At 72.4% G+C, this 10,223-nt stretch carries 14 protein-coding genes and 2 pseudogenes; 7 read left to right on the top strand and 9 right to left on the bottom strand.

The genetic code is table 11. From position 1 onward, the window contains the following. Nucleotides 1-528: pseudogene (locus tag VGD70_RS14445) on the top strand (NmrA family transcriptional regulator); the annotation flags it as partial. Nucleotide 529: 1 nt separating this feature from the next. On the opposite strand, the gene VGD70_RS14440 reads toward VGD70_RS14445, so the two are convergent. Continuing rightward, the gene (locus tag VGD70_RS14440; RefSeq protein ID WP_331081953.1) at nt 530-1,264 is read right to left on the bottom strand and encodes a peptidylprolyl isomerase; all 735 of its coding nucleotides are present in this window, start codon (nt 1,262-1,264) and stop codon (nt 530-532) included. A 93-nt stretch (nt 1,265-1,357) separates the two neighbouring features. Here VGD70_RS14440 and VGD70_RS14435 point away from each other — a divergent pair, with 93 nt between their 5' ends. Continuing rightward, on the top strand, nt 1,358-1,816 hold the full coding sequence (locus VGD70_RS14435; RefSeq protein ID WP_331081952.1) for a pyridoxamine 5'-phosphate oxidase family protein: 459 nt from the start codon (nt 1,358-1,360) through the stop codon (nt 1,814-1,816). Between the two features lie 166 nt (nt 1,817-1,982). On the opposite strand, the gene VGD70_RS14430 is transcribed toward VGD70_RS14435, so the two are convergent. Continuing rightward, entirely contained in the window at nt 1,983-2,192 is a 210-nt protein-coding gene (locus VGD70_RS14430) for an antitoxin (RefSeq protein WP_331081951.1), read from the bottom strand. Between the two features lie 113 nt (nt 2,193-2,305). Here VGD70_RS14430 and VGD70_RS14425 point away from each other — a divergent pair, with 113 nt between their 5' ends. Together VGD70_RS14425 and VGD70_RS14420 are read left to right on the top strand one after the other, a co-directional pair. Beyond that, a complete protein-coding gene (locus VGD70_RS14425; protein WP_414637965.1) occupies nt 2,306-2,623 on the top strand; it encodes an ArsR/SmtB family transcription factor in 318 nt (105 codons plus the stop codon). After that, the gene (locus VGD70_RS14420) at nt 2,616-3,029 is read left to right on the top strand and encodes an SRPBCC domain-containing protein (RefSeq protein ID WP_331081950.1); all 414 of its coding nucleotides are present in this window, start codon (nt 2,616-2,618) and stop codon (nt 3,027-3,029) included. Before VGD70_RS14425 ends, VGD70_RS14420 begins: the two co-directional genes overlap by 8 nt. On the opposite strand, the gene VGD70_RS14415 is transcribed toward VGD70_RS14420, so the two are convergent. Further along, nucleotides 3,016-3,150 (bottom strand): hypothetical protein, encoded by a 135-nt coding sequence (locus tag VGD70_RS14415; protein ID WP_331081949.1) that lies wholly within the window; start codon nt 3,148-3,150, stop codon nt 3,016-3,018. The two genes, VGD70_RS14420 and VGD70_RS14415, sit on opposite strands and share 14 nt — an antisense overlap. A gap of 20 nt (nt 3,151-3,170) precedes the next feature. Between VGD70_RS14415 and VGD70_RS14410 the strand changes: the two are divergent. The 3 genes and pseudogenes from VGD70_RS14410 to VGD70_RS14400 form a co-directional block, all read left to right on the top strand. Then, nucleotides 3,171-3,305, top strand: a pseudogene (locus tag VGD70_RS14410) (ATP-binding cassette domain-containing protein); the annotation flags it as partial. 16 nt (nt 3,306-3,321) lie between these two features. After that, nucleotides 3,322-3,471 carry a hypothetical protein gene (locus VGD70_RS14405; protein WP_331081956.1) on the top strand — a complete coding sequence of 50 codons (150 nt, stop codon included), beginning with the start codon at nt 3,322-3,324 and terminating at the stop codon, nt 3,469-3,471. 87 nt (nt 3,472-3,558) lie between these two features. Continuing rightward, nucleotides 3,559-4,818 (top strand): GNAT family N-acetyltransferase, encoded by a 1,260-nt coding sequence (locus tag VGD70_RS14400; RefSeq protein WP_331081948.1) that lies wholly within the window; start codon nt 3,559-3,561, stop codon nt 4,816-4,818. Between the two features lie 54 nt (nt 4,819-4,872). On the opposite strand, the gene VGD70_RS14395 is transcribed toward VGD70_RS14400, so the two are convergent. From VGD70_RS14395 to VGD70_RS14370, 6 genes are read right to left on the bottom strand one after another with little or no spacing between them, the layout of a single operon-like run. Further along, entirely contained in the window at nt 4,873-6,189 is a 1,317-nt protein-coding gene (locus VGD70_RS14395; protein WP_331081947.1) for an MFS transporter, read from the bottom strand. A 9-nt stretch (nt 6,190-6,198) separates the two neighbouring features. Next, a complete protein-coding gene (locus VGD70_RS14390) occupies nt 6,199-6,966 on the bottom strand; it encodes an ABC transporter permease (RefSeq protein ID WP_331081946.1) in 768 nt (255 codons plus the stop codon). Continuing rightward, a complete protein-coding gene (locus VGD70_RS14385) occupies nt 6,963-7,730 on the bottom strand; it encodes an ABC transporter permease (RefSeq protein ID WP_331081945.1) in 768 nt (255 codons plus the stop codon). Before VGD70_RS14385 ends, VGD70_RS14390 begins: the two co-directional genes overlap by 4 nt. Next, complete coding sequence (locus VGD70_RS14380) at nt 7,723-8,508, bottom strand: ABC transporter ATP-binding protein (protein ID WP_331081944.1); 786 nt, start codon at nt 8,506-8,508, stop codon at nt 7,723-7,725. Before VGD70_RS14380 ends, VGD70_RS14385 begins: the two co-directional genes overlap by 8 nt. Further along, entirely contained in the window at nt 8,505-9,170 is a 666-nt protein-coding gene (locus VGD70_RS14375) for an isochorismatase family protein (RefSeq protein WP_331081943.1), read from the bottom strand. The genes VGD70_RS14380 and VGD70_RS14375 overlap by 4 nt, the downstream gene beginning before the upstream one ends. 2 nt (nt 9,171-9,172) lie before the next feature. Beyond that, entirely contained in the window at nt 9,173-10,135 is a 963-nt protein-coding gene (locus VGD70_RS14370; RefSeq protein WP_331081942.1) for an ABC transporter substrate-binding protein, read from the bottom strand. Nucleotides 10,136-10,223: the final 88 nt, after the last annotated feature.

Raw genomic sequence — 10,223 nt, 5'->3', positions numbered from 1 at the left:
GAGGCGCCATCCGGCCTGTTCCACGCCACGGTCGAGTGGCACATCCTGCGCACCGGTCTGGAGTGGACGTTCCTGCGCGCCGGCGGGTTCGCGACCAACACCCTGGGCTGGGCCGAGGAGATCCGCGCGGCGGACCGCGTCACCTGGGTGTACGGCGGGGCGGGCCGGTCGATGATCCACGAGGCCGACATCGCCGCGGTCGCCGCGCGGGCGCTCACCGAGGACGGGCACGCCGGGGCGCGTTACGAGCTGACCGGTCCCGGGGTCGTGACGCAGGAGGAGCAGGTGCGGCTGATCGGGGAGGCGATCGGCCGGGACCTTCGCTGGGTGGAGCTGTCCGAACAGGACGCCCGGGAGCGGATGCGGGAGATGGGCTGGGCGCCGGAGTTCATCGACGGCGGGCTCGCGCACTGGGCCCGCATCGTCACCGACCCCGAGCCGGTGACCGGCACGGTCGAGGAGGTCACCGGGGCGCCCGCGCGCCCGTTCGCCCAGTGGGCACGCGAGCACGCGGACGTCTTCCGGTGAGTCAGCAGCGGACCTTGACCTTCTTCAGGTTCGCGGGCAGCACGGGCGGGCCGTCCAGCGGGGCCGGGTCCTCCGGTGTGGGCTGGACGCCGCCGGCCGCCACCTTGTCCACTGTGGCCAGGCCGCTGTCGCCGATGGTGCCGAAGATGGTGTAGTTCGGCCGCAGGTAAGCGTTGCCGTAGACGAGGAAGAACTGGCTGCCGTTGGTGTCCGGGCCGGCGTTGGCCATCGCGAGCGTGCCGCGCGGGTAGATCTTCCGCGCGCCCGTCGGGTCGGTCGGCGCCGGCTCGAGGCCGACCGGCAGTTCGTCCTTGTACTTGTAGCCCGGGCCGCCCTCGCCCGTCCCGGTCGGGTCGCCGCACTGCAGGACCTCGAGCGTCGGGTACGTCGTGAGCCGGTGGCAGGTGGTGCGGTCGTAGAACTCGTGCCGCGCCAGGTGGACGAAGCTCTGCACCGTGCAGGGCGCGATCGCGCGGTCGAGCCGCAGCGGCAGCGGGCCCTGGTTGGTGGAGACGTCGACGCGGACCGTGCCGCGGTCGGGCGTCCGATGTGGATCGGGCGGCAGCGGCACCGGTCGCGCGGCGGGCTCGTCGGGGGTCTTCGTGTAGCCGCAGGGGCCGTTCGTCGAGTCGTGCCGGTCCGCGGTGGCGGTGGTGGCACCGACGGCGAGCGCGGCCGACGCGAGTGCCGCGACGACGGTGGCGACGACGGCGGCGGTGGCGACCTTCCGGATCACAGGGATCTCCTCTCCCGGTTGGGGGCGAGGCAGTGTAGGACGCGTGAGCGATCGGGCACCAGGTGTGCCGGCCGGTCCCTATGCTGGCTCCCCATGACGAACGACGACATCGCCCGCGCCGTCCTCGACGGCAACTCCTACGTCGTGCTCGCCACCGCGGACGCGACCGGGCTGCCATGGGCGTCGCCGGTGTGGTTCGCGCACGAGGACTACCGCGAGCTGTTCTGGGTCTCGGCGCCCGGGACGCGGCACTCGGCCAACCTCGCCGTGCGACCGGAGCTGGCGATGGTCGTGTTCGACTCGACGTGCGCGTCCGCCGACGCGCAGGCCGTCTACCTGACCGGCACCGCCGCGCAGGTCAGCGACCCGGCCGTGGTCGAGCGCGGGATGGCGGTCTTCTCCCGGGTGGCGGTCTCCCAAGGGATGGCGCCGTGGGGGACCGACCGGGTCACCGGCGACGCGCGGCTGCGGCTGTACCGGGCCCAGGTCGCCGAGCACTCGATCCTCGACCCCGCCGCGACGATCGAGGTGCGGGTGCCGGTCAGTCCGTAGCGCCGGCTACCCGGGCTGACCGCCGGCGTCCCGGAGACCGTCGGCGTCGGCGCGCCGCCGAGCGGAACGCCTGGGACCCGCCGGCGATCCGGCGGATCGTCCGGGCGGGTCCCGACCGTCGTTCGTACCAGTCCGCGATCTCGTCATGGGCCGCGGTCGGCATGGGTCAGCGCGGTGGCTGCGTGCCGTTGGTGGCGTTGCGCACCTTGACCAGCGCGTTGTCGATCTGGCCGTGGTACTTGCCCTTGGTCCGCTTGTCGACGAACTCGCCGGCCTTGGCGGCCATCTTGTTGACCTTGTCCGGGTTCTTGCGGATGTAGCTGCGTGCCGCCACGGCGGTCCCGGCGAGAGCGGTCAGCTTCCTCAGCAGAGGCATGGGGCCCGTCCTTTCGTCTCACTACCCCAACGGACTACCCACCCCTCGGAGTTCCTAAGCCAACGTGTCGGAAAGAGTTGACATGTCGGAGATCTCCGACATATGTTGGTCCGGTGATCGACGACGTGCTGTTCACCGCCATGGCCAACCCGGTCCGCCGGCGGTTGCTGGAGCTGCTGCGCGACGGCTCGATGACCGCCGGTTCGCTCGCGGCCCGGTTCGAGCTGAGCCGGCCGGCCGTCTCCGAGCACCTGCAGGTCCTGCGCCGCGCGCGGCTCGTGCGTGAGGAGGTGCGTGGCCGCGAGCGCCACTACCACCTCACCGCCGCGCCGCTCGCCGCCGTGAGCGACTGGCTGCACCCGTTCGAGCGCTACTGGCGCGATCGCCTGCGCACCCTGGCCGACGTACTCGAGGAGGACACCGATGACTGAGACCATCCACGTGGACCAGTTCCTGCCCCGCCCGCCCGCCGCGGTGTGGCGCGCGCTCACGGAGCCGGACCGGCTCGCCCGCTGGTGGGCGGCCGGCGACATCGCGCCGGTCGTGGGGCACACGTTCACCCTCGACATGGGTGCCTGGGGCGCGGCCCGGTGCACCGTGACCGAGGTCGAGCCGGAACGCCGCCTCAGCTACACGTTCGCCGAGTCCACAATGGACTGGACGCTCACGTGGCGGCTCGTGGCCGAGGGCACGGGCACCCGCCTGTTCGTCGAGCACGCGGGCTTCGACCTGGCCGACCCCAAGCACGAGCAGGCGTTCCGGGGCATGTCCCGCGGCTGGGTGGGCACGGTGCTGCCGCGGCTGCTGCGCGAGCTGGAGCAGGTCAGCGCGCCGTGACCAGCCACGCGGCGCCGCCGAAGGACACGCCGTCCGGGGTCTCCCGGGCGGCGTAGGCCTCGCGCAGCGCCGCGCGCCCGGCCGCGGCCGGGTCGGCGGCGGTGAGCAGGTGGCGCCGCACCCGCCAGCAGACTCTCCTCAGTGTCCAAAGTGTACGGATCGGGCGCCGGTGCGGTGACCGCGCTCGACGGGGTCTCGATCGCCTTGCCACGCGGCACGTTCACCGCCGTCATGGGTCCGTCCGGCTCGGGCAAGAGCACCTTCCTGCACTGCGCGGGCGCGGGAGTTCGGGTTGACCGAGTCGCCGCTGCCGTCCGTGCCGCCGCTGGTGTACCTGGGGATCCTGGGCGTGACCGCACTGCTGGGCCTGCTGGCAATCGGCATCCCGGCCCGGGTGGCGTTGCGGGCCCGGCCGGTGGACGTGATCGGCCTGCGGGAGTGAGGGGCCTCACCCGCCCGGGCCGCCGGGTAACTGAATCGTGACAGTGGCGGAGCGTCCACGCAAAGGGGCGGCCGCAGGCTGGGCGCCATGGTTGACAGATCCGAGTCTTGGACCAGGGAGCTCGTCGAGCTCGCCGCGTTGTTCCTCGCCGTCGCGGTGGCGGACATGTTCGCCAACTCGCTGGCGCACCAGCCGGCCGGCGCGATCGTGCTCGTCGGGATGGGGGTGTTGCTCATCGTCTGCGCGGTGGTGCACCGGTGGTGGCGGCACCGGCCACCGCGGGTCGCCGCGGCCGGCGGGGAGGCGACCGGGGAGGCGAACGGGGAGGCGCGGGCAGAGGTGACCCGGGTGTGGCGGGTTCGGGCGACCGTGCGGGACACGCCCGGGTCGCTCGCCGCGCTCACCGCCAGCCTCGCCGGCCACGGCATGAACATCCTGTCCGTGCAGGTGCACGCCGTGCCGCACCGGGCGGTCGACGAGTTCCTCGTGGAGGGCCACGGCACGGCCGCCGAGATCGTCGCCGCCGCCGAGGCCGGGGGTGGGCGCGACGTCACCGTGGAGCCCGCCGACCCGCACGACCTCGTCGACATCCCCACCCGCGTGCTCACCATGGTCACCCAGGACGTCGTCGCCGGCGTCGACCTGCCCCGCTCGATGCGCACCCTCCTCGGCGACTGCGAGCTGCGCTGGGAGGCCACCGGCGAGCCCAGCGAGGGCCCCGACGGCACGACCCTCCGGCTGGCGGATCCTGAGGGCGGCCTGCTCACCGTCAGCCGGCCCGAGCCCGCGTTCACCCCGGCCGAGTTCGCCCGCGCGCGGGCGCTGCTCGACCTCGACCGGGTGCTCGCCGAGCGGATCCGGGAGCACCGCACGAGCGTGCTGCTCGCCTCCGGGGCCGAGCTGGCCGTGCGCCAGGCCGGTGGCGCCGACCTCGCCGGCATCGTCGCCATGCACGAGCGGTGCAGCGACCGGTCCCGCCGGCAGCGCTACCTCGTCGGCACGGCGCGGCCCTCGGTGGCCGACCTCGCGCGGATGGTCAACCGGCGCAACGGCCAGACCCTCGTCGTCGAGCACCCGGACGGGGACATCGTGGCCATGGCCAACCTCGTCTGGGACGGCGACACCGCCGAGGCCGCCCTCCTGGTCGAGGACGCGTGGCAGCGCCAGGGCATCGGCACCGCGATGCTCCGCCGGCTGACCACCGCGGCGGCCACCAGCGCGGCGGGCAGCGCCTACGCCGTCACCGAGCTGACCAACACCCCGATGATGCGCACGCTGCGCCGCGCCGGCGCCGAGCTGGACCGGGTCGAGCTGGGCCTCGCGCACATGACGATCCGACCCCGCTGAACGCGAGCGTGGGCAGCGTGGCCCGCGCGTCCGCGCCGCGGCGGGATCCATGCGTCACTCCGGGAGTTGCCGGCCCTTTGTCTCGGGGCAGAACGGGACCACGAGCATCCCCACGACGTAGATCAGCCCGACCACCGCAGCCGCCGTGCCGTAGCCGCCCAGCCCGGCGATGATCGAGCCGGCCAGCAGCGGGCCGAGGAACGCGACGAACCGCGCCGCGTTGAACACGAACGCGGCACCCGTCGCCCGCAGGTGGGTGGGGTAGAACTCCGGCAGCCACACCGGCATCCACGTGTACTGGCCCAGCGTGAAGAAGCCGTTCACCGCGCACAGCACCAGCACCAGCGTGAGATCCGACGTCCACAGGAACAGCACCGGCGTCATGATCAGCGACGCGGCGAAGTAGGTGAACACCGTCCCCTTGCGACCGAACCGGTCCGCCGCGAACCCCAGCGAGATGTAGCCGGCGATCGCGCCCACGTTGTAGATCATGCCGGCCGTCGACGCGTAGCTCTGCGGGTCGTGGCCCTCCGCGGCGGCCTTGCTGCCGACGTAGGCCGGCACCCACGTCGAGATGCCCCACCAGGCCAGCGTGGTCACCGTCGACATGATCGAGCCGAGGATCGTCAGCCTGCGCAGCGTGGGATCCGTCAGGATCTGGCGCAGCGTGAACCGGGTGTACCGGCGTTCCGCGGTGGACAGCGACGACCGGGCCTGCAGGTCGGAGCGCCGCCGCGCCACCTTCGTCCACTTCTCCGACTCCGGCACGCTGCGCCGCAACCACAACGCGAACAGCGCCGGCAGCACACCCAGCAGGAACATGTACCGCCACGACGAGGCACCGAGCGGTGCGATGAAGTGCCACGCCGCGGACGCCACGAAGAAGCCCAGCCCCAGCCCGCACTGCATCAGCCCGGCGGCCTTGGCCCGCGCGTGCGCCGGCCACATCTCCGCCACCAGCGACGTGCCGGTGCCCCACTCCGACCCGAGCGTCACGCCGGTCAGGAGCCGCAGGATGAGGAACGACTCCCAGTTCCACGCGAACGCCGACAGCCCGGTGAAGATCGAGTACAGCGTGATCGAGATCAGCAGCACCTTCCGGCGCCCGAGGTAGTCCGCGACGACGCCGCCGACGATCCCGCCGAAGCCCCAGCCCAGCAGGGTCATCGCGATCGTCAGTCCGATGTAGAACGGCAGGTTGCCGGCGGCCTGCGGGTGGAGCTGCTTGATCGCCACCCCGGCGGTGAGGATCAGCGCGTAGGTCTCGAAGCCGTCGAACAGCCAGCCGAGGTTCGCGGCGATCAGCGCACGCCACTTCGTCCGGTCCAGCGATCGGTACCAGGCCTGCTGCGTCTCCCGCACTTCGGTCATCGTCGACTCCTATGCCGTGCCACGCATGCGCCGGCTGACCGCCGTCTCCGCACGCGTGACGACCCAGTTCACCACGAACCCCAGCACCCCTGCGATCGTGAGCAGCCCGTACACCTGCGCGGACAGGAAGTTCGACTGCGCGGCGCCGAGCACGGCGCCCAGCCCGTTGACCCGCGTGACGATCTCCACCAGCAGCGTGATGATCAGCGCCAGCGGGGCCGCCACCCGCACGCCCAGCAGCACCGCGGGCAGCAGCGCCGGGGCGAGGACCTTCGTCAATCGGTCCCATGTGGACAGTCCCAGCGTGCGGGGCGTGTCCAGCAGCACCGGGCTCAGCGAGCGCCGGGCCGACCGGCAGGTCAGCAGGATCGGCCACATCGCCGGCAGCACCACGACCACCAGCTTCATCTGCGCCGTGTAGCCCAGCACCAGCGCGGCCACCGGCACCAGCGACGCCGCCGGCAGCGCGCGCAGGAACTCCAGGCTCGGCGACAGCGCGCGGTCCACCGGCCGGCTCGCGCCCACGAGCGTCCCGATCACCGAGCCGAGCACGGTCGCGATGGCGAGCCCCACCAGGAACGTCAGCGACGTCTGGCCGATGGCCGGCGCCAGCTTGTCCGCGGCCACCAGCGGCCGCACCCCGTCGACCCACGTGGACGGCGGCGGGAAGTACGGCGAGGCCGGGTCGCCGGCGAGCTGCCAGCTCACCAGCAGCACGACCAGCGGCAGGAGCCCGCGCACCGGCGTGCCGCCGCGCGACGGCTTCGGACTGGTCATGCTGTCTCCCCGGACGAGGCGAGCTGGCCCCGGAAGGCCACCCGCGCCAGACCCATCACGAGTCCGTTGAGGACGATCCCGGTGACGCCGATGACGAACACGGCGGCGAACATCTGCGCGGGCTGCAGCGCCTGGCCCTTCGCCACGAGCAGGAAGCCCAGCCCGGCCGGGTTGCCGACCATCTCCGCGACCAGCGTCAGCACCAGCGAGGTGGACAGGCCCAGCCGCAGCCCGACGACGATCGATGCCGTGGCCGCGGGCAGCCGGATCTTCCACAGCACCGCCGCCCGGGACAGCCGCAGCACCCGGCCGGCCTCCACCATCCGCTGTTCGGTGCGCATCCCGCTGATCGTGTTCAGCAGGATCGGCCACAGCGCGGCGTAGAAGCCGACCATGATCTCGGTCTGCACGGAGAACCCGTACAGCAGCACGGCCACCGGCACGAACGCGACGATCGGCAGCGCCCGCAACGCCTCCAGGCTCGCCATCGAGTACGTCCACACCGGACGGACGAGGCCGAGCACCGCGCCGGCCGCCACGCCGGCGACCCCGGCGATCGCCCAGCCGGACAGCGCCGCGAGCAGCGTGTGCCCGAGCGCGGTCACCAACTCGCCGCTGCCGAACAGCTCGCCGAGCCCGGTGGCCACGTTCGTCGGCGGCGGCAGGTAGGAGAAGCTCAGGACGCCGGTCCGCACCAGGAGCTCCCACAGCCCGAGCCCCAGCACGAACACCGCCGTGCCGGGCAGGTTCAGCCGCCTAGCCATGGGCGGGTTCGCCCACCGTGTGCCCGAGCGCCTCGTACACCTCGTGGCGCAGCGCCAGGTAGTCGGCGCGTTCCTTCGTGGTGATCTGGTGCCGGGGCCTGGGCAGCGGGATGTCCAGCGACAGCCCGATGTTCGCCGGGCTCCCGCGCAGCACCACCAGCCGGTCGGACAGGTACACCGCCTCCTCCACGTCGTGCGTGACGAACACGACCGTGGTCCCGGTGAGCGCCTGCACCTGCTGCAGCTGGTCCTGCAGCGACGCCTTCGTCATCGCGTCCAGCGCGCCGAACGGCTCGTCCATCAGCAGCACCCGCGGCCGCATCGCCAGCGCGCGGGCGATCTGCACGCGCTGCTGCATGCCGCCGGACAGCCGCCACGGGTACTCGCCGGCCCGGTCGAGCAGGCCCACCATCGTGAGCGCCTCGTCGACCCGCTCGTCCCGCTCGGACCTCGGCAGCGACGCCTCGATGCCCAGCGCCACGTTGCGCCGCACGGTCCGCCACGGCAGCAGCGAGTGCGCGTAGTCCTGGAACACGGTCACCACGCCCTCCGGCGGCCCGGTGATCACCGTGTCGTCGCAGCGCACCTGCCCGCCGGTGGCCGGCAGCAGCCCGCCGAGCACCCGCAGGAGCGTGGTCTTGCCGGAGCCGGACGTGCCGAGGACCGACACGAACTCGGCCTTGTCGATCGACAGCGCCACCCCGTGCAGGACGTCCACCGGGCCGGCCGCGCCGGGCAGCGTGACCGACAGGTCCGAGCAGGAGATCGTCGGAGTCATCGTGATCCCATCGGTTCGGTGGCCGCCAGGTTCTCGCGCACCCACGCGGTGTCCACAACGGACCCGTACTTCAGCTGGATGTCGAACAGGTTCGCCGCGTGCGCGAACGCGGACCGGTCGAAGCACGCGTCCTCCGCGACCAGCACCCGGTAGCCGTGCGAGGCCGCGTCCACGACCGTCGCCCGCACGCAGCCCGACGTCGTCGTGCCGGCCACGATGAGCGTGTCGACCTGGTGGCGGGTCAGGTAGGTCAGCAGCGGCGTGCCGAAGAACGCGCTCGCCTTCGCCTTGCTCACCACGTACTCGTCGGGGCGGGGCCGCAGCTGCGGCGGGAACGGCGCCTCGTGCACGCGCCGCGCGAGCTCGGGGTCCTGGCTCAGCTTCACCGCGCCGCCGACGAACACCGAGTCCGCCGCCGAGCCGCACGTGAGCACCCGGGGGATGCCCAGCTCCCGCGCGGTCTCCAGCAGCGAGACGATGGCCGGCAGCCGCGTCCAGCCCATCTGTCCGCAGCCGGTCGGGTACTCCGTGTCGAGAAAGGACAGCGTCACGTCGATCACGAGCAGGCAGGGCCGCTCGCCGAGGTCGACCGGCCCGCCGAACCCGTTGGCCCGCAACCGGTCCAGCTCGCCGGGCGGCACGAACTCGTCCCAGACGGCCATGATCAGTTCCGCGCCGCGGTGAGCGCGCCCAGGTCGACGTCGCCGGAGAACCCGTCGGCGTCCTTCATGGCCCGCAGCCAGACCTTCAGGTCGTCGGGGCGGATCTCGGTCGTGTAGGTCGGCAGCACCGCGGCCTTGATCGCCGCGTCCGGCAGGCCGGTGTACTTCTTGAGCACCTCGCGCGCCCTCGGGTCGTTGGCCTTGATGAACCGCTGGGCCTCGTCGAGCGCGGCCCGGAAGTCCTTCAGCACGCCGGCGTTGCGCGCGGCGAAGTCCTGCTTGGCGATCCACAGGATGGCCGACAGCTCCGGCGCGAGCTTGAGGTACGGGTCGCCGAGGTTCACCGCGTTCTCGTCCCGCAGCACGTTGGTGGCGAACGGCATCACGGTCTCCACCGCGTCGACCCGCCCGGCGGCGAGCTGGTCGGCCTGGGCAGGCCCGTCCACCTGGACGATCTTGACACTCGCCGGGTCGACGCCCTCCTGCTTGAGCCACGCCTTGGTGGCCGTGTGCGTGGTGCCGGTCTCGGTGAGCACGCCCAGGGTCTTGCCCGCGAGCTGCTTGATGTCGGTGACGCCGGACCTCTTCGAGCCGATGACGAAGCCGGTGGGGTTGTTCTCGACGTCGAGGGTGGCGCCGGACACCTGGGTGACCGGGATGCCCTGCTGGGCCGCGGCGATCACCGTGGTCGGCACCGACAGCGCGACGTCGAACGAGCGGCCGAGCGTGCCCGGCAGCGTGCCGATGTTCTCCACCTTCGTGAACTCGACCGTCAGGTTGTGCTTCGCGAAGATCCCCTCGGCGATCGCCACCTGGACGGGCAGGGCGGCGGCGTTGGAATTGTGGGCGATGCGCAGCGTGCGCGGGTCGCCGTCGTTGGCGTTGCCCTGGCCGGCGGCGCAGCCGGCCGCGCTCAGCGCGAGCAGGCCGGCGATCGCGATGGTGGCGAGACGGGGGATGGCCATGGGGAAGACTCCCTGGTCCTCTATACGACACTCGTTGTCTTGTGGAGCGGATGCTAGGAGTGGTAAACGGGGGAGTCAAGGTCTGTTT

Source organism: Actinophytocola sp. (assembly GCF_036402745.1).
In the GTDB taxonomy this organism is placed as follows: domain Bacteria; phylum Actinomycetota; class Actinomycetes; order Mycobacteriales; family Pseudonocardiaceae; genus Actinophytocola.
This window is presented reverse-complemented; position numbering and strand designations above follow the sequence as displayed.

Coding starts and splice junctions, on each gene's coding strand:
- VGD70_RS14435 (WP_331081952.1), top strand. CDS start 1,358: ATGACGAACGACGACATCGCCCGCGCCGTCCTCGACGGCAACTCCTAC.
- VGD70_RS14430 (WP_331081951.1), bottom strand. CDS start 2,192: ATGCCTCTGCTGAGGAAGCTGACCGCTCTCGCCGGGACCGCCGTGGCG.
- VGD70_RS14420 (WP_331081950.1), top strand. CDS start 2,616: ATGACTGAGACCATCCACGTGGACCAGTTCCTGCCCCGCCCGCCCGCC.
- VGD70_RS14400 (WP_331081948.1), top strand. CDS start 3,559: ATGGTTGACAGATCCGAGTCTTGGACCAGGGAGCTCGTCGAGCTCGCC.
- VGD70_RS14395 (WP_331081947.1), bottom strand. CDS start 6,189: ATGACCGAAGTGCGGGAGACGCAGCAGGCCTGGTACCGATCGCTGGAC.
- VGD70_RS14390 (WP_331081946.1), bottom strand. CDS start 6,966: ATGACCAGTCCGAAGCCGTCGCGCGGCGGCACGCCGGTGCGCGGGCTC.
- VGD70_RS14385 (WP_331081945.1), bottom strand. CDS start 7,730: ATGGCTAGGCGGCTGAACCTGCCCGGCACGGCGGTGTTCGTGCTGGGG.
- VGD70_RS14380 (WP_331081944.1), bottom strand. CDS start 8,508: ATGACTCCGACGATCTCCTGCTCGGACCTGTCGGTCACGCTGCCCGGC.
- VGD70_RS14375 (WP_331081943.1), bottom strand. CDS start 9,170: ATGGCCGTCTGGGACGAGTTCGTGCCGCCCGGCGAGCTGGACCGGTTG.
- VGD70_RS14370 (WP_331081942.1), bottom strand. CDS start 10,135: ATGGCCATCCCCCGTCTCGCCACCATCGCGATCGCCGGCCTGCTCGCG.